The organism is Sphingorhabdus sp. (assembly GCF_040079335.1).
Classification (GTDB): Bacteria; Pseudomonadota; Alphaproteobacteria; order Sphingomonadales; family Sphingomonadaceae; genus Sphingorhabdus_B.
This window is the reverse complement of sequence record NZ_JBEBKL010000002.1, coordinates 60703-82419: the sequence shown is the minus strand read 5'-3', so window position 1 is coordinate 82419 and position 21717 is coordinate 60703. Positions and strand designations below refer to the sequence as shown.

At 61.8% G+C, this 21717-nt stretch carries 21 protein-coding genes and 1 pseudogene; 9 read left to right on the top strand and 13 right to left on the bottom strand.

Annotated elements, in window-relative coordinates:
* Positions 1-47: 47 nt before the first annotated feature.
* The 10 genes and pseudogenes from ABL922_RS01115 to ABL922_RS01070 all read right to left on the bottom strand — a co-directional run bounded on the left by ABL922_RS01115 (position 48) and on the right by ABL922_RS01070 (position 9505).
* Entirely contained in the window at positions 48-1232 is a 1185-nt protein-coding gene (locus ABL922_RS01115) for a tyrosine-type recombinase/integrase (protein ID WP_349022363.1), read from the bottom strand.
* The gene (locus ABL922_RS01110) at positions 1229-2092 is read right to left on the bottom strand and encodes a site-specific integrase (RefSeq protein WP_349022362.1); all 864 of its coding nucleotides are present in this window, start codon (positions 2090-2092) and stop codon (positions 1229-1231) included. The genes ABL922_RS01115 and ABL922_RS01110 overlap by 4 nt, the downstream gene beginning before the upstream one ends.
* A 60-nt stretch (positions 2093-2152) precedes the next feature.
* Positions 2153-2314, bottom strand: a pseudogene (locus tag ABL922_RS01105) (Arm DNA-binding domain-containing protein); the annotation flags it as partial.
* A gap of 511 nt (positions 2315-2825) precedes the next feature.
* Complete coding sequence (locus ABL922_RS01100; RefSeq protein WP_349022361.1) at positions 2826-4049, bottom strand: iron-containing alcohol dehydrogenase; 1224 nt, start codon at positions 4047-4049, stop codon at positions 2826-2828.
* Complete coding sequence (locus ABL922_RS01095) at positions 4049-4372, bottom strand: hypothetical protein (protein WP_349022360.1); 324 nt, start codon at positions 4370-4372, stop codon at positions 4049-4051. Before ABL922_RS01095 ends, ABL922_RS01100 begins: the two co-directional genes overlap by 1 nt.
* Before the next feature lie 48 nt (positions 4373-4420).
* Positions 4421-6007 carry a heme-binding protein gene (locus tag ABL922_RS01090; RefSeq protein WP_349022359.1) on the bottom strand — a complete coding sequence of 529 codons (1587 nt, stop codon included), beginning with the start codon at positions 6005-6007 and terminating at the stop codon, positions 4421-4423.
* 37 nt (positions 6008-6044) lie between these two features.
* Complete coding sequence (locus ABL922_RS01085) at positions 6045-6365, bottom strand: hypothetical protein (RefSeq protein WP_349022358.1); 321 nt, start codon at positions 6363-6365, stop codon at positions 6045-6047.
* Positions 6366-6410: 45 nt separating this feature from the next.
* Complete coding sequence (locus ABL922_RS01080) at positions 6411-7667, bottom strand: homogentisate 1,2-dioxygenase (RefSeq protein WP_349022357.1); 1257 nt, start codon at positions 7665-7667, stop codon at positions 6411-6413.
* Between the two features lie 83 nt (positions 7668-7750).
* Positions 7751-8395, bottom strand: coding sequence for a TetR/AcrR family transcriptional regulator (locus ABL922_RS01075; protein ID WP_349022356.1), 645 nt, complete (start codon positions 8393-8395; stop codon positions 7751-7753).
* A gap of 270 nt (positions 8396-8665) precedes the next feature.
* Entirely contained in the window at positions 8666-9505 is an 840-nt protein-coding gene (locus tag ABL922_RS01070; RefSeq protein ID WP_349022355.1) for a LysR substrate-binding domain-containing protein, read from the bottom strand.
* Between the two features lie 80 nt (positions 9506-9585).
* Here ABL922_RS01070 and ABL922_RS01065 point away from each other — a divergent pair, with 80 nt between their 5' ends.
* The 9 genes from ABL922_RS01065 (at position 9586) to ABL922_RS01025 (ending at position 18747) form a co-directional block, all read left to right on the top strand.
* Positions 9586-10026 (top strand): OB-fold domain-containing protein, encoded by a 441-nt coding sequence (locus ABL922_RS01065; RefSeq protein ID WP_349022354.1) that lies wholly within the window; start codon positions 9586-9588, stop codon positions 10024-10026.
* Positions 10023-11159 carry a thiolase family protein gene (locus ABL922_RS01060; protein WP_349022353.1) on the top strand — a complete coding sequence of 379 codons (1137 nt, stop codon included), beginning with the start codon at positions 10023-10025 and terminating at the stop codon, positions 11157-11159. The genes ABL922_RS01065 and ABL922_RS01060 overlap by 4 nt, the downstream gene beginning before the upstream one ends.
* 14 nt (positions 11160-11173) lie before the next feature.
* Positions 11174-11953, top strand: a complete 780-nt coding sequence (locus ABL922_RS01055; protein ID WP_349022352.1) for an SDR family NAD(P)-dependent oxidoreductase — start codon at positions 11174-11176, stop codon at positions 11951-11953.
* Between the two features lie 13 nt (positions 11954-11966).
* Positions 11967-13106: a CoA transferase gene (locus ABL922_RS01050; RefSeq protein ID WP_349022351.1), complete on the top strand. Its 1140-nt coding sequence runs from the start codon at positions 11967-11969 to the stop codon at positions 13104-13106.
* A gap of 32 nt (positions 13107-13138) precedes the next feature.
* Complete coding sequence (locus ABL922_RS01045) at positions 13139-13924, top strand: enoyl-CoA hydratase/isomerase family protein (protein ID WP_349022350.1); 786 nt, start codon at positions 13139-13141, stop codon at positions 13922-13924.
* 3 nt (positions 13925-13927) lie between these two features.
* The gene (locus ABL922_RS01040; RefSeq protein WP_349022349.1) at positions 13928-15076 is read left to right on the top strand and encodes a PrpF domain-containing protein; all 1149 of its coding nucleotides are present in this window, start codon (positions 13928-13930) and stop codon (positions 15074-15076) included.
* A gap of 346 nt (positions 15077-15422) precedes the next feature.
* Positions 15423-17192, top strand: a complete 1770-nt coding sequence (pabB, locus tag ABL922_RS01035; protein ID WP_349022348.1) for an aminodeoxychorismate synthase component I — start codon at positions 15423-15425, stop codon at positions 17190-17192.
* Between the two features lie 70 nt (positions 17193-17262).
* The gene (locus ABL922_RS01030; protein ID WP_349022430.1) at positions 17263-18465 is read left to right on the top strand and encodes a pyridoxal phosphate-dependent aminotransferase; all 1203 of its coding nucleotides are present in this window, start codon (positions 17263-17265) and stop codon (positions 18463-18465) included.
* 111 nt (positions 18466-18576) lie between these two features.
* Positions 18577-18747 (top strand): hypothetical protein, encoded by a 171-nt coding sequence (locus ABL922_RS01025; RefSeq protein ID WP_349022347.1) that lies wholly within the window; start codon positions 18577-18579, stop codon positions 18745-18747.
* Between the two features lie 256 nt (positions 18748-19003).
* Here the strand turns inward: ABL922_RS01025 and ABL922_RS01020 are convergent, their stop codons facing one another.
* From ABL922_RS01020 to lpdA, 3 genes are read right to left on the bottom strand one after another with little or no spacing between them, the layout of a single operon-like run.
* Entirely contained in the window at positions 19004-19687 is a 684-nt protein-coding gene (locus tag ABL922_RS01020) for a PepSY domain-containing protein (protein ID WP_349022346.1), read from the bottom strand.
* A 4-nt stretch (positions 19688-19691) separates the two neighbouring features.
* Positions 19692-20318: a trimeric intracellular cation channel family protein gene (locus ABL922_RS01015; protein ID WP_349022345.1), complete on the bottom strand. Its 627-nt coding sequence runs from the start codon at positions 20316-20318 to the stop codon at positions 19692-19694.
* Positions 20318-21712: a dihydrolipoyl dehydrogenase gene (gene lpdA / locus ABL922_RS01010; RefSeq protein WP_349022344.1), complete on the bottom strand. Its 1395-nt coding sequence runs from the start codon at positions 21710-21712 to the stop codon at positions 20318-20320. The genes ABL922_RS01015 and lpdA overlap by 1 nt, the downstream gene beginning before the upstream one ends.
* Between the last annotated feature and the right edge of the window lie 5 nt (positions 21713-21717).

Here is a 21717-nt window from a genome sequence, read left to right as displayed (position 1 = left end):
GACCGGATCGTCCAAGAATTCGGAATCCAAGTTCGCTGACGCAAAAGTCATCCAGCCCGGCCTTCCAACAACTCCCCTACCCTTTCCGCCGCAGCAACAACCTGCCCGTCATCCAGATGCGCGTAACGCGCTGTCGATCCAATGCGGGCATGGCCAAGCAGCTTCCCGATCATGGGTAGCGTCTCGGACATTGCCGCAGCATGACTTGCAAAACTGTGCCTAAGATCATGCAGTCGGACATGGAGTAAACCTGCGGCCTTCCTAGCCTCGCGAAAATGGTGCTGCACCGATGACCTGAATTGCGTTGGCTTATCATGCCAAAATATCTGGTCATGCGTTTTATGTCGCGGCATGGCGTCGAGCAACGCTCTGACCTCTTCCCCGACCCAAACGGTGCGCGGTCCGGTCTTGCCGTCGTGCAATAACAAACGCCGCCCTTTGACCTCACCCCATGTTAGTCCGAGGATTTCGCTTTTGCGGCATCCGGTGAGCGTAATCACAAGCAGAGCCGTAGCCTGCATAGGAAAGTCCTGTTTCAGCTCTTCGAGCACGGCTCCAAATCGCGCCAGTTCATCAACGGACAGAAAGCATTGAAATTTGCGTTTGCGGTTGGGCCGGATACCGCGACAGGGGTTTGAACATTCCTCGCGGTAGCCCCAGCTTTCCGCCTTGTTGAACATGGCGCGTACCAGTTCAAAGCAGCGGTTTCCGGCACCCGGCCCTCCCCTGTCGGTTACGCGCTTGAACCATTTGAGCACCTCGGCTTGCGTAATCTCGTCAACGAAACGACCGGGAAAGGCATTGTCCAAATATATCCGGCGCGAAATGTTATGGCTGGCAATCGTCGATGGTTTCCACTGGATGGCGACCTTCTGCCAAAACTCTTCCAAAAATACGTCAAAGCGCGGTGAGGAACGGATACGTTTTGCCGCGTCGGCTGGATTGTCGCCGGTTTGTGCGCGCAACAATATGCGCTTTGCGACATCGGTAGCTTCGGCATTGGTGAGCAGAGTGGCATTTCCAATCGTAACGGTGCGCACGCGGCCCGCCATCATGGTCTGCACGATATAGACTTTCCGGCCTGAGGCATAATGGCGAATGCCAAAGCCCGCCAAGGTCAAGGACCAGATGGTCTGTCTTGGACGGCCCCAGCGACGTATCCCGTTGAAGGGAGCGATACCGACGGTTGCAAGTTCTTCTGCAACAATGCGGGCAAGGCTATGGGCGGTCATGCTTTTACTCCCATTGCTGAAGCAATCGAGGAACAGATGCGTGACGCGGCATCCATTACGGCGTCGTCGGCCAAATGCGCATAACGCGCGGTTGTCTCTGGAAGTGAATGACCCAAGAGCTTACCGATAACGGTGAGCGAGATGTCATCCCGGATAGCAACCGAGGCAAAACTGTGTCGCAAGTCGTGCATCCGGACATCGGGTAGTGCCGCGCGCTTGCGCAATATCCGCCAAATGGGATCGACGTTGAAGGGTACATGGGTTTTGCGGACACAGCCAAAGAGCAAGCCCGATTGCGAACGATTGGGTAACGCGTCGATAATCGCCTGTGCCTGTCGGTTGAGATAGATGACCTTAGGCCCTGTCTTGCTGTCGGGAAGAAACAGGCGCGGTGGCTTGATATACTCCCAGCGCAATGCGACGATTTCACTGCGCCGTGCGCCAGTGAAAATCAGCAGCCTGATGATAGCAACCGCCTTCGGGAATTCGCTTTCCGCGTCGCAAAGAACGGCAAAAAGACGGCGGTACTCAACAGGGCTGAGATATCGTTCGGGAAGTTTCCGCTTGAAACGCGGTGTTCCCCTGCACGGGTTCGAACCTCTGCGCCTATAACCCAATTGCTCGGCATAATTGAGCATCACTGCCAGCACCGGCAACGTGCGATTGAACACGCCCGAGCGCGAGGCCATCGCATCACGCCAGCGCATGACATCGCACCGCGCAATTGAGGCCAATGGCATATCGCCAAAGACCGGAATCAGTTCCGAATAAACTGCCTGGCGATTGCGATAGACCGTCAGTGGTTTCCAATGCCGCTCATAATCGCTCAAGAATTCATCGACATAATCGGCAAATATCACAGACTTTGACAAGCGCTCTTTGGCTCTTGTTGGCAGGCCATCGAGCTGGTTTGCCGCCAACCGTTCGCGCGCCTTCCGCCTTGCCTCTTCGGCGCTGACCTTGCTGATTGGTCCCAGACTGATCGTGCGTTGAACCCCGCGTTCGCGATAAAAGACGACCCAGCTTTTTCCATTGGGCGGACGGAAACGAAGACCAAAACCGGTAAGCTCGCTATCCCAGATCGTTTCGCTATGCTTGCCGCAACTTCTGCGCGCGGTATGATCGCTCAGCCGGACAGGTGGATTTTGTCGTCGGCGATCCGTTTTTGAGTGCTGATTCGTTTCCTCTTCAACGCCCGTATTCGGGGTAAGCGGATAGCCATTTTCACCCCCCGGAACGAGCGTGTCGCCCGCGACACAAACTCGTTCATTTTCAACAGTATAACTTTCTAAACTTGCCGAGATCGGCGTACGGTGTGCTTATGAACCAACTCGGAATTTGGGCTCGGCGCACTGTCTCTAAGTTTGTTGAAGGGATGAAAGTTCGACACAGCGGAGCCACAGCCCAGCGGCGCTTGAGACTTTCCTATCTCGCTGACATTGCAGCCGTTCGCTGTGCCGAACCCGGTCACCAAAACCGGCCTTTCGTTCAATAGGATGGCAAACTCCAAAATTAAGCGGTCTTAGCGGTGTCCAGCGCCAGCCCGTTCTCCCACTTTGTTGAAAGCGATCGAAAATGCTCTGATCGAGCCATTCAAATCAAAGTCGCAGAATACGTGCGGTCAGCCAGGCGCAATACCGCGCGCAGATCATCCGCCGTCGTGATAGGCCGGAGGTTGTTCCGGGTGACCTGGGGGTGGTCAAGGGCCGGTTGGATGCAGGCCTCAACCTGCTCGGCGCTCAATCCCAGGTCCTGCAGACTGCGCGGCAGGCCCAGGTCTGACAGCAAACCTTCCAGCACATCGGCAAATGAACCGGAGCGTCCCAGCAGACGCAGGACATTGCCATGCTGCACGGCGGCGTGCCGCTCGGACCAGCGGGCCTGTGCCAGCATCAGGACGCAGGCGGCTTCGCTGTGCGGAACATTGGCAAGCGGGCCGACGATGTGGACCATCCAGTGGCTGAAGCCGTGCGGCACCGATAGCTGCCCCATCCCGGTGTACCAGGTGGCCAACTGGCAGTTCGAAAAGGCTTCCAGGTCGGTGCCGCCCTTCAGCCGTGGCAGGTTCTCGATGAAGAGCTGGATGGCCTTTTCCGCCAACAGACTGGCAAGGGGGTGCGGCTGGGTGGAGCAGGCCGTGTTGATTGCATGGTCCAGCCCGCGAATGCCGGTCGAGAGCAGCAGCGACAGCGGCGTTCGCGCCAGCAGTTGCGGGTCGTAGACGATCCCTTGCGGCGCCCCGTCCACCGTCAGGAACCGCGCTTTCAGGTGGGTCTGTTCGTCGACCGGTGTGCTGACCGGCGTCCATTCCGAGGTGGCAAGCGTCGTGGGAATGGCGATCTGCCGGATCCGGGGCGGGGTGCGCGTGGCCGCAATCACTTCGGTGCCATCGGCCGATAACTTCATTTGCAACTTGAGCAGCCCTTCGCGGTCAAAGACCTGTTCGGAAATGCAGTGCTGCATGGTCTTGCACATGTCCATGACCGAGCCGCCGCCAACTGAGACGATCACGTCGGCATCGCACGCCTGCGCCTCAACCGCAGCGGCCAGGACGTTGGACAAGGGCGAATGCTCTCCAACCTTGTCAGTGATTCCGACGCAGCGATCCCCCAGCGCGCTCGCCAATCCGCTGATCACGTCCGTCCGGGCGTTGAGCGTGCGCGAGCAGACGATGTAGGCCCGGCGGTAGCCGAACCAGTCCATCATGTCCGGCAGCCCTTCGTGCGCGGGCGTGCGGTGCAGGATCCGTTCATGGCCCGAGAAGCGATAGCGCGTGCCTTCGCGGTAGGCCTCGCCGGCCGATGACGAGTCCGGCATCACTTGGTATCGCGCCAGGCGTACTTGCCGAAGTGCAGGGCCACGAACACGCCGGTCGACAGCGCGCCGAGGATGGCGGCAACGAAGCCCCCGTTCATGCCGATGGCAATCGGCGCCTTCTCGACCAGGACCAGGCCCGCGATGACATTGAACAGGCCCCAGAACACATTCACCAGCGCCGAGGAATGACCGATGGTGGGCGGGCTGGCAAAGGGCGAGGGAAAGGTGCGTCCTTGCAGGCCAGCGGCGAGGTGCGGGATGGCATTGCAGAGGAACATGCCGGCAAAATACTGCATGACGAGAATCTGGGTGCTGGCTTCCATGGGACGGCTCCTTACTGAGCGGTTTGAGTGCGAAAGGGAACGAAAGGATCAGGTGACCCCGGCGGCGGCGAGCGCGGCTTGGGCGACTTGCATATCCTGGCTGTAATGCCCGCCGCTGACCCCGATGGCGCCAACCAGAGTGCCATCGATCATCACCGGATAGCCGCCCCCGAACACCACGAGGCGCGGGGTGTGGACAAAGCCTGCGGCCAATGGCGGGTCATTCTTGATGAACTCGTGCAACCCGTCGGTGGGCATGCCGGTGGCCGCCGAAGTGTACGCCTTGTCCTGGGCGATGCCGACGCTGAGCAGCGAGGCATGGTCCATGCGCTGGAACAGCACCATGTTGCCTGCGCTGTCGCAGAGCGAGATAGACATCGGGACGCCCATGTCGCGGGCCTTGGCAACGGCACCCGTCATCAGCCGGGTGGCCAGTTCAGCGGACATATTCTGCTTGTTCAGCAGCAGATCGGCAGTGGCGGGGGCCGCCGCTTCGCTTTCCTCTGCCGGAATGCTGGCGGCCATTGCGGGCTGGCTGGCGCCATCCGGCGTGACCGTCAGCGGATCGCGCACGTTGAGCATGATCAGGCTGCATTGGTGGACGGCGGCGCTGGCGGCCCCGTCCTGGAACAGCTGCAGCAGCTGCGGTCCCGGTCCGTGGGTCACACCGCGCGGATCGAGCGTCATGAGGCCGGTTTCCAAGCCAAGGCCCTGGGCGTCCGGGTGCCCATCGTGCACGAAAAGGACGTGGTCGAACTCCACGCTGTCGCGGAACGAGGGCATTTTCAGGATGCCGGGATCGGTCGGGCCGGGCGTCGGCATGGCCGTGGCGATATGGAACCGGTCGCTCAGGAAGGTGATGTGGCCGCTCGGCACCACTTCGGCGCGGTGCGAGGAGATCGAGCGAATATCCCGAATGTTGAGGCGGATGGGGTAGAGATCGCCCTGCCAGCCCTCGGCGTCGAGCGGGTTGAACGGGTATTGCAGGTTGGACACCTTGCCGCCGTGCTTGATCCGAACCCTGGTTGGGCGTTCGCCCTGCTGGGCGCGGAACGCCTCGTCGATGGCGGGAACATCGAACAGGCCGGCATCGAACGGCAAGTGGCGACCGAGCATCGAGTCTTCCGGCAGCCGGTAGGGCGCATCGGTGGATTCGATCAGCAGGACCTCGACGCTGTTACGCACTTCGATCCGCCACAGGGTGCCGCGCGGCTGGATCAGGTAATCGCCCTTCTCCAGGCTGATATGGCCAAAGTCGCAGAACAGCTCGCATTCGCCCGCGTGGATGAAGAGCAGTTCATCGCCGTCCGCATTGCGCACCAGGTGATCCATGTCGCCGCTGCACTTCCAGAAGCGGATGCGCACATTGGCGTTGCTGGCCAGTTCGCGGGCATCCCACGGCGAAGTGCTGCCGGGGATGCCATGCCGGGTATCGAAGCGGTGCGGACGCGGCCCCTGCTCGTCGATGCTGCTCCAGCCGGTCGGCGGGCTCCGATGATAGAAATGGGTGGAGGCACCGAAAAAGGCGTTACGGGCAAGCTCGCGCTCCCAAAGCCCTTCTGGAACGTCGGCGTGAGCCTGGCGCGGGGCGATCCCGCGCGACAGCGGGGCCTTGAAATTCCACTTCTTGCTCACTGGTGTCCTCCTGTTTTCCTGCCCGGCCCGCGCTTGTTCAGCGCCCGCCCGCAGTGACCCGGCCAAAGTGCCTGGCAATGAAAATACCCGTGCCGATGGCGCCAAGCAGGGCGCTGATGCAGCCCGCGTTGAGGCCCACAGTCAGCGGGGCCGCGCTGATCAGGAGCAGACCGACGACGGCGTTGAACACGCCCCAGAACACGTTGGTGAGCGCCGAGGAGTAGCCGATGGTTGCCGGGATCGAGAAAGGTGTCGGGAACTTGCGGCCCTGCAATCCCGCCACCAGGTGCGGGACGCTGTTGCACAGGAGCGCGCCGGCAAAGAACTGCTGCACCAGTGCAAGGTATTGATCATTCATGAGACTGGTCCTCGCTCAGATGATGGGTCACGCGGAGCGGCTGGCTCAGTAGCAAGCCATCCGGATGCGGTAGCGCAGCTGGACATAGAGGAAGCGGGCGATGGCACCCGCCTTGGCCAGCTGGCGCAAGGGGTGGAATTTGCGCACCGCATCCGGGGCGTTCTTGATACCGTCGGCCAGCATCCATTCCACAGCGGGCAGCTCGTAATGCCGGGCATGCTTGCCAAGCTTCAGCGGATCGCGGGTATCGAACATCAGGACGATGAACTGGTTGTCCATCTCTGCCGCAGGGTTGTGAAAATACCGCTGCTGCTCAGGCAGAGGGCCGTGAGTCAGGCCGCGCGGATCGAGGGTCATCAGACCGGGGTCAAAGCTCTCGGTCAGGGCCGAAGGCTGGCCATCGTGTAGGAACAGCACCTCGTCACACTCGACGTTGTCATGAAACGCCGGCAGTTGCAGCGCGGTCGGATCGCTGGGCGATGGGTAGGGCAGGAACGTGCACACCAGGAACCGGTCGCTCAGGAAGGTGGCATGTCCGCTCGGCACCACATGCGCGCGGCTGCAGGAGATCGGGCGGATGTCCTTCACGTTCAGGCGGATCGGATAGAGGTCACCCTTCCACCCTTCCGCATCCAGCGGGTTGAAAGGGAAAGTGACGTCGGAAGTCCGGTTGTCCAGCTTGATGCGGATCTGCCATTCGGCATCCCGTTTCTGCGACCGGAAGCGTTCGTTCAGCTGGGGAACGTCCAGCACCCCCGGATCAAACGGCTGGTGCCGTCCCAGGATCGACTCTTCGGGCAGGTGATAGGGCGCGTCAGTCGATTCAACGAGCAGCATGTCCACGTCGCCATCGGCCTCGATGCGCCACATGGTGCCGCGCGGCAGGATGCAATAGTCGCCTTTGACCAGCGTGATGTGGCCGAAATCGCAGAACAGCTCGCAGGTGCCGCGGTGCATGAAGATCAGTTCATCCCCGTCAGCGTTGCGCACCAGATGATCCATGCTGCCGCTAGTCTTCCAGTAGCGGATGCGGATGCTGTCGTTGATCAGCAGCTCAGCCGCATGCCAGGGCGAACGGGTGATGTGCACGATATGCCGGGTGTCGAACACGTGCGGGCGCGGTCCCTTCCGGTCGATGGCGGTAAAGGCATTGGGCGGATTGCGGTGATAGAAATCGGTGGCCGGGCCGAAGAACGTGTCGCGCCCCAGTTCGCGCTCCCACATGCCTGACGGAATGTCGGCGTGCGCTTGCCGCGGCACGTCGCCTTGCACCATCGGCGCCGAGAAATTCCACTTGCCCATTGGCCTCTCCACGTTTTTTGCGGGTCAGGACTGCGAAGTGCCCGCTTTTATCTTTTCCGGCTTGGTGCCGCGTATTCTGCCGATCACCCGCTCTTTGCTGGCCCAGCCAGATCGCCCAACGTCAGCCGCGTGAAATCGGCCAGCATCTGGCGGAATTCGCTGCGGGTGAGCCGCCGGGTTTCAAGCCGTTGCTCGGCCCGCACACCCACCATCATCGACAGCATCGCCCCCGCTGCCACATAGGCACGCCGCTCTTCCGCCCCAGTCTCGGCGACAAGCTTGGCCGCGATCAACTGGCGCACATGTTCATGAAAATCGGCGTAAACCGTGCGGACCGCCTTATCGCCATCGAATTCCCACAGCGTCCGCGCAAAGAAATTGGCGATCGAGGAATTGTCGAATGCCCGGTCCAGTCGCTGTACCAAATCCAGCGTATCCGAGCTTGTGGCAGGGACAAGGTTGGCCTTTGCCTGTTCCAGCGCGCTGTCGAGACAGGCCTGAAGCAATCCGGCCTTGGTCTTGAAATGGAAAAACACGGCGGCCTGACCATAGCCCGCATGCTCGGCCACTTCTTCGGTCTTTGTCCCGGCGAAGCCTTGCTCGCCGAAAATATGGATGGCCGACGCGATCAGTTTGCGCCGCGCCAAGGCGGTGTTTTTGGAAACACCGCGAACCCGGCGTGGGGCGGGCTCGGGTGCTTCAGGTTCAAGTTTTGCGGGCTTTGGCATGGCGCCGTTATGTCAGCAGGCGAAATTACGAGCAAGAACTTAATTGAGTCACGACTTGTATTTGATTCACTTCGGCAATTTTTAATGATTTTAATCAAGCATTTGATAAATCCCGAATGCGGGCAACGGGCGCGCGCCGAACCCCTGTGGTTAGCACGATTTCAGGGGATCGCTTCGACACCCAAGAGACAATGCCACCGCCTCGTTCCGTCGAGTCGGATGTGCAATAGCCGGGGTGCGGGCAAGGTGGCGGAAGGCGCGCGGCTGGCTTCAGTCCACCACCGAAAGCAGCCACTCCCGAAACAGCTTCAACGGCTGCGTGTTTGCCTTCGCCGGATCGCACAGCAGGTAATAGCCAAACTTGGTGCGGACCTCCCGCTCCAGCGGATACACCAGCCGCCCGCTGGCAAGTTCATCGCGGACGTAGGCCGTTTGCGCGATTGCCACCCCCAGACCGTTGACAGCCGCTTGCACGCAGAGGGCCGCATTGGCCAGAGTGACATTGCGCGTCGGTTGCGCCGCACCAAGGCCCGCTGCGTCGAGCCATGTTGGCCAGCCTTCCGGCCGCATCATCGAATGCAGCAACTGGACTTCAAGCAGACTTTCAGGCGCGCGGATGGTGGCTGCCAGAGCTAGCGAACAGACCGGCACGAAAACTTCGTCAAACAGAGGATCGACGTGCAGGCCGGGCCATTCGCCGGTGCCATGCCGCACGACGAAATCCGCATTGTCCAGCTGCAGCTCCTCGGCTCTCGACACGGTGGCGATCTCGATCGCGATGTCGCTGTGCGCAGCGTAGAAGCCGGCCAGGCGCGGTACCAGCCACTTGATCGCGAAGGTTGGCAGGACCTTCAACCGCAGCCGCTTGGGGTTGCCGGCTGTGGTCACTTCATCGAGCACGGCCTCGATCCGGTCGAACAGGTCGGACAGGCCCTTCGCCAGCACCAGGCCCGCTTCGGTCGGTTCGATTTCCCGGCCCGCCTTGCGGACCAGTTGCACCCCAAGTTGGATTTCGAGCAGCTTGATCTGCTGGCTCACCGCGCCGGGCGTGACATGCAGGGCATCCGCTGCGCGGCTGATGCCACCGGCCCGGTAGACCGCGTCGAACACCCTGAGCGGGCCGAGGAGATGGCGCAACCTGTGCATTGGAGATTCTTTAGCTCAACTAAAATATCATTAAAAGATATGGAATGACATCGGCGGCTTTGTCTGGGAACTGGGATGAGACCCTGATCTTCGGAGCTTTCCCCGTGAAACTCAGCAAGCGCACCGAACCGCATTTTCGCATGACCGGAAACGGCATGCTGCTCATTGCCACCCGCACCGCCAGCCATCCCCAAGCGCAGTTCCCGCCGCTGGAATATGTCCACGGGGATGAGGCCGTGGAGGAGGTGCCGATCGGTCCCTTCGGGCGGCTCTACACCTACACGGTGGTGCATCCCGGCAAGGATCGCGAGCCCTATGGCCTGGCCATGGTCGATTTCGAACCCGGCGTGCGCGCCTTTGGCCGCCTGATCTGCACGGACGGCAAGGTGCCGGCCATCAACAGCACGATGCGCATCGTTCCGGCCGAACTGCCTAACGGCAGCCCGGACTATGCCTTCGAAGCGGTAGCGGGAGAAAGCGCATGAACGAGCCCATGATCGTCGGGGTCGGCATCACCGACTTTGGCCGCTTTCCCGATCTGACCGAGGAGGCCCTGGCCCAGTCCGCCATTCTCGAAGCCCTGAGCGACTCCGGCCTGCAAATCCGCGACATCGAGGCCTTTTACTGCGGCAATGCCATCGGCGCCTCATTGCCGGGGCAACGCGCCCTGCGCGAACTGCACACCGGCGGCAACGCGGTCTATAATATCGACAACGCCTGCTCCAGCGGCGCAACGGCCGTGAACGCCGCGCTCAGCGCCCTGCGCTCCGGGCAGTATGAAACCGTGCTGGTGTTCGGCATGGACCAGCTGAGCAGTCTGGGCGGCGGGCCACTGCCACTCAGCCGCAATGACTGGAACAACAAGCGCGGCATGATCATGCCGGCGCTCTATGCCATGCGCGCCACGCGCTACATGCACGAACACGGCATGGAAGTTTCGGCGCTGGCCGACATCGCCGTGAAGAACCGCCAGCACGGGCTGCGCAATCCGATCGCCACCTTCTGCAAGGCCACCACGCGTGAAGAAGTGCTGGCCTCGCGCCAGATCGCCGAGCCGCTGACCCTGCTGCAGTGCTGCCCGGCGGTGGTCGATGGCGCGGCTGCGGTGGTGCTCAGCACCAAGCCGTCCAAGGGCCGCGCCGCACCGGTGCGGGTGCTGGCCTCGGTGGTTCAGTCGGGCCTGTTCGAGACCGGCCCCGAAGACATGATCGAAGCCGAAATCACCGCCCGCACCGCGCGCATGGCCTACGAGCAGGCCGGTGTCGGCCCGCAGGACCTGAGCCTGATCGAGTGTCACGATGCCTTCACCATCAGCGAACTGCTCTATTACGAAGCCCTTGGCCTGTGCGACCGCGGCGAAGCGCCGCAGCTGCTGGCCAGCGGTGCCACCGCGCTGGGCGGCCGCATTCCGGTCAACCCCAGCGGCGGCCTGATCGCCAAGGGGCATCCGCCGGGCGCCACCGGCGTCGCCCAGATCGTCGAGGTCTGCGAGCATCTGCAGGGCCGCGCCGGGCAGCGCCAGGTAGAGGGTGCCCGCCTTGGCCTGACGCAAGTCACCGGCGGCGGCATCTGGGGCGTCGATCACGCCGCCTGCTCTATCCACATCCTGTCCCTGTGAACCGGGAGTCCCGCATGACCACTGACCTTACCGCAATCCCCGGCTCGCTGCGCGAGATGACAGCCGTCGTCACCGGCGGTGCGAAAGGCATTGGCCTGGGCATTGCCAGGGAACTGGCGCGCCAGGGTTGCCGCATTGCCCTATGGGACATGGATCAGGACGCCCTTTGCGCCGCCACCGAGGAAGTTGCCGCCCTGGGAGTCGAGGTGCAGGCGTTTCAGGTCAACGTTTCCGCGCAGGATCAGGTCGAGGCCGCCGTGGCGCAGTTGCAGGCTAGCTTTGGCCGCATCGATGTGCTGGTCAACAATGCCGGGATCGGCGGCGACAGGCTGGTCACCAAGATGGACCTCGACTTCTGGAAACGGGTCATCGACATCAACCTGACTTCGCAGTTCATCTGCAGCAAGGCGGTGATCCCGGGCATGGTCGAGCGCAGTTTCGGCCGCATCATCAACATCGGCTCACGCGCCTGGCTGGGCAACCGCGGCCAGGCCAGTTATTCGGCCTCGAAGGGCGGTGTGGTCAGCTTTACCCGTTCGCTGGCGCTGGAGTTCGCGCGCAATGGCATCACCGCCAATGCCATAGCTCCCGGGATCGTCGAAACCCCGCTGTTCGCCACGCTCAAGGACGAGGTCGTCGACGGCCTCAAAAAGAGCGTGCCGATGCAGCGCATTGGCCAGCCGGACGATATCGCGCAAGCCGTGCGCTTTTTTGCCGAGCCGGCCTCCAGCTACATCACCGGCCAGCTGCTTTACGTCTGCGGTGGACGCAGCCTCAGCAGCCCCTCGGTCTGACGGAGCAGCGGCCATGCTTTCCAATGCCCTAAAGGGGATCAAAGTCGTCGATCTGACCCAGGTGGTGGCCGGTCCGGCCTGCACCCAGACCCTCGCCGACATGGGTGCGGAGGTGATCAAGATCGAAGCGCCCGGCGGTGATCTTTGCCGCGCCCTACCGCCCTTCGCGGGCGGCGAAAGTCTGCCGTTCATGGTCCTGAACCGTGACAAGCAAAGCGTTGTGCTCGACCTCAAAGACCCGGCCCAGATTGCCCGGGCGATCGCGCTGATCGACGAGGCCGATATTCTGGTCGAATCCTTTCGTCCCGGCGTGATGGAGCGGCTCGGCCTGGGCTATGAGACCCTGCGCGAGCGCAACCCCGGGCTCATCTATTGCTCCATCTCGGCCTATGGCCAGAACAGCCCGGACAGGGGCCTGCCCGGTGTCGACGGCGTGATCCAGGCCGTATCCGGGCTGATGAGCGTGAACGGCCTGCCCGACTCCGAACCGTGCAAGCTGCAGGTGCCGGTCGTCGACATGGTCACCGGCTATCTCGCCAGCATTTCGGTGCTGGGAGCCCTGGCCCTGCGCCAGCGGGAAGGCACGGGCCAGCACCTCGACGTGAGCATGTTCGGCAGCGCCGTCGCCCTGCAGCAGATGGGCCTCGCGACCTATCTGCACGACAAGGAAGTGCCCGCCCGCACCGGCAGTGCTGCCCCCTATTCAACGCCGAACGAAGCCCTGCGCTGCGCCGACGGCTGGATCATGGTGGCCGCCTATCACCCCGCCCGTTGGCAAGCCTTTTGCCGCGTTCTGGGCGTGCCGGAACTGGCCGACGATCCGCGCTTTGCGGCGGCTGGCGTGCGCCTGCAAAACCGCGCCGAGTTGATCACTCTGCTGGAGCAGGCACTGATGGCGCGTTCCAAGCATGAATGGCTGCCTCTGCTTTACCAGGCCGACATCATCTGCGGTCCGATCAACGATTACCGCGAAGTGACGGAATCTGCTGCGTTCAAGGCAGCCGCCCTGATCGAGACCTCCACCCACCCGAGCGCGGGCGAACTGACCCTGCCGCGCAGCCCCTTCCGCCACCCAGGCAGCCCGCGACGTCCGGCACCGCGCCTGGGTGAAAACACCCGCGAAGTGCTCGGCGCGCCGCAAGCCGCCGAGTGACCAACCATTCCTGCGCCCACGAGGACAGCCACATGCCCGTTACCCTGCAGATCGAGGACCATGTCGCCACCGTCACGCTCGACCGTCCGGAAGCGATGAACTCGCTCGATCCGGAATCGATCGAACAGCTCAAGGACATCTGGGCGGAGATCTCGCGCAATCCGGAAATCCGTGTCGCCATCCTCACCGCTGCCGGGACGCGCGCTTTCTGCACGGGTGCCGACCTGAAAAAGACCATGCCGCCGAAGGAAAGCTTTGCCGAGCTGCACTATGGTCCGGCAGGCGCTGAATCCTTTGCCTCGGTGCTTTCGAAACTGCACACTGACAAGCCAGTGATCGCGGCGATAAACGGCTATGCGCTGGGCGGCGGACTGGAACTGGCGCTGCTGTGCGATGTGCGCATTGCCTCCACCCAGGCGATCTTCTCCCTGCCCGAAGTCTGCATCGGCAGCATTCCGGGGGCCGGCGGCACCCAGCGCCTGATCCGCGCCGTGGGCCGATCCGATGCCATGCTGATGCTGCTGACCGGGGAACGTATCGATGCCGCCGAAGCTCTGCGGATTGGTCTGGTCAGCCGGGTCGTCGAGCCCGAGCAACTGCTGGAAAGCGCCGAGCAACTGGCGTATAAAATCGCCGGCAATGCCCCGTTGGCCGTGGCCGCAGTCAAGCGTCTGGCCCAGATTGGCATCGAGATGCCGCTGGCGGCAGGTCTGGAACTGGAGCAGCACGCGTTCGGCGTCCTGCGTGACAGTGAGGATCGGATCGAGGGCCGCAAGGCCTTTGCCGAGAAGCGCAAGCCGCAATTCCGGGGCCGCTGAGCGATGAACAAGGAACGGATTGCGGTGCCCTGCACGATCATGCGGGGCGGCACCAGCAAGGCCATTTTTATGCGCATGGCCGATGTGCCCAGCGAGCCAGCTGCCCGCGAACGTTTCCTGCTGGCGCTGTTCGGCAGTCCGGACAAGCGCCAGATTGACGGATTGGGCGGCGCCGACCCCCTGACCAGCAAGTTTGCGATGATCGGTCCGGCCACCCGGCCAGATGCCGACATTGACTACACATTCGCGCAGATCGGCATCGAGGATGCCTATGTCAGCTACGAGATCGTCTGCGGCAACATCTCTTCGGCCACAGGGGTTTACGCGATCGAGGAAGGTCTGGTTCCCGCAGTCGAGCCTGTCACCACGGTACGCGTGCACAACACCAACACCAACAGCATCCTGATCATCAAGGTGCCGGTGCGCGATGGCGAAGTGCTGATCGAAGGTGACTTCGCGATCGACGGCGTGCCCGGAACCGGCGCCGAGGTCGCCCTCGACTATTCGGACACCAGCGGCGGTGCCACGGGCAGATTGCTGCCCACCGGCAACGTGCGCGACAGCGTGCAGGTGCCCTCGCTGAGGCGCACCCTTGACGTTTCGATTGTCGATATCGGCACCATCTGCGTGTACTTCCGCGCGGAGGACCTTGGCATGAATGGCAGCGAGCTGCCCGGTGAACTCCCGGCCGAAGCCTATCGGGCCGCCGAAGAAATTCGCCTCGCCGCCGCCGCTTTGTGCGGCCTGCCGCAAAGTGGCAGGGGGGACATCACCCCGTTCCAGATCATGATCGCACCGCCGCAGGGCTATGCGGCCCTGACCGGTGAGGCAGTGAAAGCCGACGACATTGATTTCGCCGCCCGCCAGATCAATGTCGACGGCTGGATGCACAAGGCCTTTTCCGGCGGCGCATCAACCTGCACAGCAGTCGCCGCACAGATCGAAGGAACCATTCCGCACGAAAGCAGTTCGGTCAGAACCACCCCACGCGGGGTTAGAATTGGACACCCCAGCGGCGCGCTGCCGATCTTCGCTCAAGTCGAACGCGACCCGCGAGGCGCATGGGTGGTGCGCGAAGTACACTTCTCACGCACCGTGCGCCGACTGATGGATGGTACTGCCTATCTGCTACGCTCGATCCTGCAGGACTGAGTGCGCCATCCCTGTCCGCTTTAGTGGAATTGCATCTGAGCAGCAGTCATTCGGGATCGGCCAACATAGCGAACAATCTTGCCTGGTATTGAGTTTGCAATTCTCAGGATTTCCACAGGCATCTTGCTCATCAGGGGGCCATATTGGGGGCCACAGCTCCATTGGAACATTAAAACCTGCATAAAAATCAATAGACAACGCTGACTTTTGGCTTCCCTTCACCCGCTCCAGCCCTTTCTTCGGAAAGGCCGGGGTTCGATTGTCCGCGCAGTGCGCGTTCGGCTGCGACTCCCCCTCACCCGCTCCAGCCTTCCCCAAATCAACAAAGACGCTATAGCGATGCGCGATGATCGACCCAACCGCGCCCTTTGTCCTGCTTGATGATGCCCGGCGCAGCGATGCGTCGGCTGCGCGATTATACACAGCACCACATAGGGTGATTGTCGCAACCAATGCGGTTGAATTGGAACGTGCCTTTGAAGGCCTGCAGGCGGCTCAACAAGCAGGGCTGCATATCGCGGGATATTTGTCCTACGAAGCCGGGTTCGCGCTGGAACCGAAATTGTCGGACAAGCTCAAAGGGCGGCAGATGCCGACACCTTTATGCTGGTTCGGCATTTTCGATAACTATACCGAAATCGCGGCAGATGATGTTCCCGGCCTGTTACCCAAACCCGAAGGCAGCTGGCTGGGCGCCGTGCGTCCCTCAATCAGCCGTTCTGCCTATGGCGAAGCCTTTGATGCCGTCGAAGACTATATCGAGGCGGGCGATATCTATCAGGCCAACCTCACCTTCCGGGCTGGCGCGCGTTATGCGGGCAATCCGCTCGCGCTTTATGCCGCGATCCGCCCGCGGGCAGCGGCTGGCTATGGCGGTGTGATCTGGACCGGGCAGGACTGGTACCTTTCTTTCTCGCCCGAACTGTTTTTCGCGCTTCGCGACCGGCGCGTCACGGCAAAGCCGATGAAGGGCACGGCGGTGCGCAGCGCGGATCCGGCGGCCGACAAGGCTTTGGCGGATGAATTGCGCAGCGATCCAAAGCAGCGCGCCGAAAATCTGATGATCGTCGACCTGTTGCGCAACGATCTGTCTCGCGTCGCCAAAGCGGCTTCGGTTGAAGTACCGCATCTGTTTGCCGTCGAGAGCTATCCAACTGTCCACCAGATGACATCGACCGTAACCGCCGAACTCGACGAAACTAAAAACGCGGTAGATCTGCTCCGCGCTATTTATCCCTGTGGCTCGATCACCGGTGCACCGAAGATCCGTGCGATGGAAATCATCGACGAGGTCGAGAACAGCCCGCGCGGCATCTATTGCGGGTCGATTGGCCGCATAGATCCCAATGGCGATGCTGCTTTCAACGTTGCCATCCGAACATTTCACTTGAACGAAGCGAGCAAGCAGGCAAGCTTGGGGCTTGGTTCGGGGGTGGTTGCGGATTCAGAAGTCGCGACCGAATGGGCAGAGTGCCTGGCCAAGGGGGAATTTGCGCGGGTGCAGCGACGCGACTTTGATCTGATCGAAACCATGCGTTTCGAACCCGCCTCCGGGATTTTGCGGTTGGAGCAGCATCTTGAGCGGATGAAGGCGAGCGCACAAGCGCTGGAGTTTGAATTCGACCGGCACGAGGCGCGCAACAGGCTGCACGCCGCGACCTTTCATCTCGATCATGACGCCAAGATACGCTTGCTGGCATCGCGCAGCGGCAGTCTGTCGATCGAGCTTGGTTCGGTTCCGGCGACGCCCGACGAACCCTTGCGGGTCGCGATTATCGCGCTTCCCGTCGTTAGCGCCGACTTTCGCTTGCGGCATAAAACGACTGACCGGGCCTTTTACGATAATGCGCGCAAGGCAGCGCCTGTGGACGAGGTTTTGTTCATCGACAGCGAAGGCAATCTGACCGAAGGCAGTTTTACCTGCATCTATGTCGAACGCGATGGCCGGTTGCAGACTCCGCCCTTGGCGCGCGGGCTGCTTCCATCGGTATTGCGCCGCGAGCTGATCGAAGGCGGACGCGCGGTTGAGGCTGACCTGAAGCCAGCCGACCTGTCGGGACAGTTTTTTCTCGGCAACAGCTTGCGCGGGCTGATTCCCGCCAGAAGGGTTGCGTAATTTCGACGCTGGCTCTAGGGGCAAGCGCGCAATCTTGCTTCGTCCAAACTAGTTTCGGGAATAAGAAATGATCGACAGGCTCTCCGCCGCCCTCGGCCGCATCGCGCCCTCGCCCACGCTCGCCATGTCGGGCCGGGTGCTGGAAATGAAAGCGCGCGGGCTGGATGTGATTGGCCTGTCGGCGGGCGAACCCGATTTCGATACGCCGGACTTTGTTAAAGACGCCGCGATCGAGGCGATCCGTTCGGGCAAAACCAAATATACCGCCGTCGATGGCATCCCCGAATTGAAGCTGGCGATCCAGGCAAAATTCAAGCGCGACAATGGCATTGATTACACCACCAAGCAGATCACCGTGAATTCGGGCGGCAAGCACACCCTGTTCAACGCGCTGGTGGCGACCGTCGACAAGGGTGACGAGGTGATCATCCCGGCGCCCTATTGGGTCAGCTATCCCGATATCGTGCAGTTTGCGGGTGGCACGCCAGTCGTGCTGCTGGCTGGCGCCGATCAGGGTTACAAGATCACCCCGGAACAGCTCGATGCCGCGATCACGCCCAAGACCCGCTGGCTGATCCTCAACTCACCGTCGAACCCGACGGGGGCTGCTTATACCGCGTTCGAGCTGGAGGCATTGGGGCAGGTGTTGCTCAAGCACCCGCATGTCATGCTGCTCACCGACGATATGTACGAGCATATCTGGTATGCGCAGCAGCCATTCGCGACGATGCTGCAGGTCTGCCCCGATTTGTACGACCGCACGCTGACCATGAATGGCGCCTCAAAGGCCTATGCGATGACCGGCTGGCGCATCGGCTATGCCGGCGGCCCCGAATGGCTGATCAAGGCGATGGGCGATCTGCAATCGCAATCGACCAGCAACCCCTGTTCGATCAGCCAATATGCGGTCGCCGCCGCACTCAACGGGCCGCAGGATTTCCTCAAGGAACGCAACGCCAAATTCAAGGAGCGCCGCGATCTGGTGGTGGCGATGCTCAACGACGCGCCCGGCCTCAGCTGCCCGACGCCCGAAGGCGCCTTTTACGTCTATCCCGACGCAAGCGGCGTGATGGGCAAGACCACGCCCAAGGGCAAGCTCATCGAAACTGACGCTGACTTGATCGACTATTTCCTCGAAGACTGGAATGTCGCTGCGGTGCATGGCGCGGCTTTCGGCCTCTCGCCGGGCTTCCGCATCAGCTATGCGACTTCGAACGAAGCGCTCAAGGAAGCGTGCACCCGAATCCAGTCGGCGTGCGCAGCACTCGTTTGACCGCATATTGCCGGTTGTTAAGTCGGGCTTAACCAGCGTCATGGTTGAGAAAGCGTCGATGCTGTACTAGCGGCGGCACCGACTGTTCGACTCCAGACCTGAAGCCTTTGCATGACCCGCATGATCGCCTTTTTCCGCTCTGACCTCTTCCTGAGCCTTGCAGGCGGTTTTGCCTTGGGCATTGCCGGTATCGCGCTGGTTCGTCCGGCAAGCGCCGAGACCGAACGGCAAGAGAGCAAGGCTGTTGTGATCGAGTCGCCGACTTCGCAATCGATTCGTTAAATTACAATCCTTTGCACGCGCCGGGGTTAAGCATGATCCCGAAGATAATCCCTTTAGATTCCCGCAAGATGAGCTCCCGCTTCTGCAGACATATCGGATTCGCTTTGTCGAAAAAGTGAGTCGTTGTAAATTTCGAGTCGTTAGGGGGATGGGGCCGTTGGTTCCGCCTTAAAATTCCCCAAGCAACAAGTTTTCTGCGACCCGAAGACTTGCTGCAGCTTCGCCCGCGACCGGGATTTCCGGCGCGGGCGTTTGTTTATCTGGCGTGCGCAGCCGCTTTGCGTCGCTGGCGCGCGATGAGCAGCCAGAATGCCATCAACAGGCTGATCAGTGAAAGTCCGGCAAAGCCGATGAGGATCGGATGACTCGTATCCTCACGCGTCTGCAGGTCCATGATGTGCAGCCCCCACATGAAATCGAACCATCGCCATTGCTGGGTGCGCACCGCCAACAGACTGCCGCTATCGGCATCGATATATAGATTGGCGCCGTCGGCCAGTGCCACCTGCCAGGCAGGTCGCCCGCGACGTAGTTCCTTCGGCTCCCGATCAGCCGGGAAAAGGCGGATGGAGGCAATTTTTGAATCACCCGCATAATATCCTTCGGCAAGCGCCCGAATTTCAGCCGCGCCCGGCTCGGGCAGTAATTTCCCTGTTGCGGGATCGGCACGCCGCTCCCCGCCATCGGCATAGCGAATGATCCAGACAGGGCCGCTAGCACGCTGTTCTAGAGTCAGCTTTTCGACGGTGCGTCCGCCGAGATAGGGCGCTGTCGGCGTGATTGTGGCTATCGGCGTGGGCTTGGCGCGCAAATGCTCGCCGCGCACTTCTTCGATAGGGCGGGCAACCATGAAAAGCCCCGAAGCCGTCCAGAGGATCAGCGGCACCCCAACCAGCCAGCCCAGCCAGACATGCCATTTGTGCAGTGTCGGATATTTCATCGTGTCACCCTTTATAGGCCGGAATTGCCAGACCTTTGGCGATTGCCGCCGCGCGCAAACCGAAGCCTGCGGTTACACTGACAACTGCCGCGATACTCAAGGGCAGGCCAAGCCCGAGCAGAAGCACGAACAGCCCCGATGCCAGGGCAGAGGCAGTCACATAAAGCTCAGGCCGCAGGATGATCGACGGCACGCCCGCCAGCATATCGCGGATGACACCGCCGACGCAGGCCGTAATCACACCCATCATCATTGCGGGGAGCAGGCCGATACCGAGGCTCAGCGCCTTCCAGGCACCAAAGACCGAGTAGATCGCCAGCCCCACGGCATCGAACCAGTCAAGCGCGCGCGGTTTCCAGATTCGCACAGGCGTCATCCAGACGAGAAGCGCCGTGGCGAGGCAGGTGGCGGGAAAACGCCAGTCCTGCACCCAGAATACGGGCGCGCCGATCAACAGATCGCGTACCGTGCCACCGCCCACGCCGGTTACCAGCGCGAAGAAGGAAAAGGTTACGAGCGTCTGCTTGAGCCGCGCTGCAGCAAGCGCTCCCGAGGCGGCAAAGACGGCGATGCCGAACAGGTCGAGCGCGGCGATCAGCGCCGGGGCGATCTGTGCGACCTCGTCTGCCATCACATGTGGATCGGTTTGCCCTGCACCGCCATCGCCGCTTCCTTCAGCGCTTCCGAATGGGTCGGGTGCGCGTGGCAGGTATAAGCGATGTCTTCCGATGTCGCGCCGAACTCCATCGCCAACGCGGCTTCGGCGATCATCGTGCCGGCGACGCTCGCGATGCACCACACGCCAAGCACGCGATCGGTTGCGGCGTCGGAGATAACCTTCACAAAACCGTCGGGCTCATGGTTGGTCTTGGCGCGGCTGTTCGCCATCATCGGGAATTTGCCGACCTTGATCTCGCCTTTCGCTTTCGCGGCTTCTTCGGTGAGGCCAACGCCGGCGATTTCCGGCCAAGTATAGACGACCGAGGGGATGACGTCATGATTTATGATCCCGGTCAGCCCGGCGACATTTTCGGCGCAGGCAATGCCTTCATCCTCGGCCTTGTGCGCCAGCATCGGGCCGGGAACGACATCGCCAACCGCCCAGATGCCGGGGACCGTAGTGCGGAAATCATGGTCGGTTTCGATCTGCCCGCGCGCATTGACCGTCAGCCCCGCCTTGTCGAGCGCGAGGCCATCGGTGTTGGGCTTGCGCCCGATGGAAACGAGCACGCAGTCGGCCTCGATGGTTTCGGCGGCACCGCCTGCGGCGGGTTCAACGGTGATTATGGCTTTCTTGCCCTTCACCTGCACGCCTGTGACCTTGGTCGACAGCTTGAATTCAAAGCCCTGCTTCTTGAAGATCTTGTTCGCTTCCTTGCGAACGTCGCCGTCCATGCCGGGCAGGATCTGGTCGAGATATTCGACCACAGTGACCTTGGCGCCCAGGCGGCGCCAGACCGAGCCAAGCTCAAGCCCGATCACCCCGCCGCCGATGACGACCAGATGGTCCGGCACCTTGGGCAGTTCGAGCGCGCCGGTCGAATCGACGACAATCCCCTTGGCGTTATCAACCTCGACGCCGGGCAGCGGTGTGACCGACGATCCCGTGGCGATGATGAAATTGTCGGCGGTGTAGCTCTTGCCCGCGACCTCGATGGCATTGGCCGAGGTGAAGGCGGCGCGGCCCTTGATCCATTCGACCTTGTTCTTCTTGAACAGGAACTCGATCCCGCCGGTCAGCCCCTTCACCGCGTCGCGGCGCTGGCCGTGCATGGTGTCGAGGTCGAGGCTCATCTTGTCGATCTTGACCCCCAGCTTGGCGAGCGCGCCGCTGGCGGCTTCGTTGTACAGCTCGGACGCGTGCAGCATCGCCTTGGACGGGATACAGCCGACATTGAGGCAAGTGCCGCCCAGCGTCTCGCGGCTTTCAACGCACGCGGTCTTCAGCCCCAGCTGTGCGGCACGAATCGCGGCAACATACCCGCCGGGTCCGGCGCCGATAACGATCAGGTCAAAATCTGCCATGGTCT

Coding starts and splice junctions, on each gene's coding strand:
- ABL922_RS01020 (WP_349022346.1), bottom strand. CDS start 19,687: ATGAAATATCCGACACTGCACAAATGGCATGTCTGGCTGGGCTGGCTG.
- ABL922_RS01095 (WP_349022360.1), bottom strand. CDS start 4,372: ATGGAAGCCAGCACCCAGATTCTCGTCATGCAGTATTTTGCCGGCATG.
- ABL922_RS01060 (WP_349022353.1), top strand. CDS start 10,023: ATGAACGAGCCCATGATCGTCGGGGTCGGCATCACCGACTTTGGCCGC.
- pabB (WP_349022348.1), top strand. CDS start 15,423: ATGATCGACCCAACCGCGCCCTTTGTCCTGCTTGATGATGCCCGGCGC.
- ABL922_RS01040 (WP_349022349.1), top strand. CDS start 13,928: ATGAACAAGGAACGGATTGCGGTGCCCTGCACGATCATGCGGGGCGGC.
- ABL922_RS01085 (WP_349022358.1), bottom strand. CDS start 6,365: ATGAATGATCAATACCTTGCACTGGTGCAGCAGTTCTTTGCCGGCGCG.
- ABL922_RS01050 (WP_349022351.1), top strand. CDS start 11,967: ATGCTTTCCAATGCCCTAAAGGGGATCAAAGTCGTCGATCTGACCCAG.
- ABL922_RS01115 (WP_349022363.1), bottom strand. CDS start 1,232: ATGACCGCCCATAGCCTTGCCCGCATTGTTGCAGAAGAACTTGCAACC.
- ABL922_RS01025 (WP_349022347.1), top strand. CDS start 18,577: ATGACCCGCATGATCGCCTTTTTCCGCTCTGACCTCTTCCTGAGCCTT.
- ABL922_RS01045 (WP_349022350.1), top strand. CDS start 13,139: ATGCCCGTTACCCTGCAGATCGAGGACCATGTCGCCACCGTCACGCTC.
- ABL922_RS01075 (WP_349022356.1), bottom strand. CDS start 8,395: ATGCCAAAGCCCGCAAAACTTGAACCTGAAGCACCCGAGCCCGCCCCA.
- ABL922_RS01065 (WP_349022354.1), top strand. CDS start 9,586: ATGACATCGGCGGCTTTGTCTGGGAACTGGGATGAGACCCTGATCTTC.
- ABL922_RS01055 (WP_349022352.1), top strand. CDS start 11,174: ATGACCACTGACCTTACCGCAATCCCCGGCTCGCTGCGCGAGATGACA.
- ABL922_RS01100 (WP_349022361.1), bottom strand. CDS start 4,049: ATGCCGGACTCGTCATCGGCCGGCGAGGCCTACCGCGAAGGCACGCGC.
- ABL922_RS01015 (WP_349022345.1), bottom strand. CDS start 20,318: ATGGCAGACGAGGTCGCACAGATCGCCCCGGCGCTGATCGCCGCGCTC.
- ABL922_RS01080 (WP_349022357.1), bottom strand. CDS start 7,667: ATGGGCAAGTGGAATTTCTCGGCGCCGATGGTGCAAGGCGACGTGCCG.
- lpdA (WP_349022344.1), bottom strand. CDS start 21,712: ATGGCAGATTTTGACCTGATCGTTATCGGCGCCGGACCCGGCGGGTAT.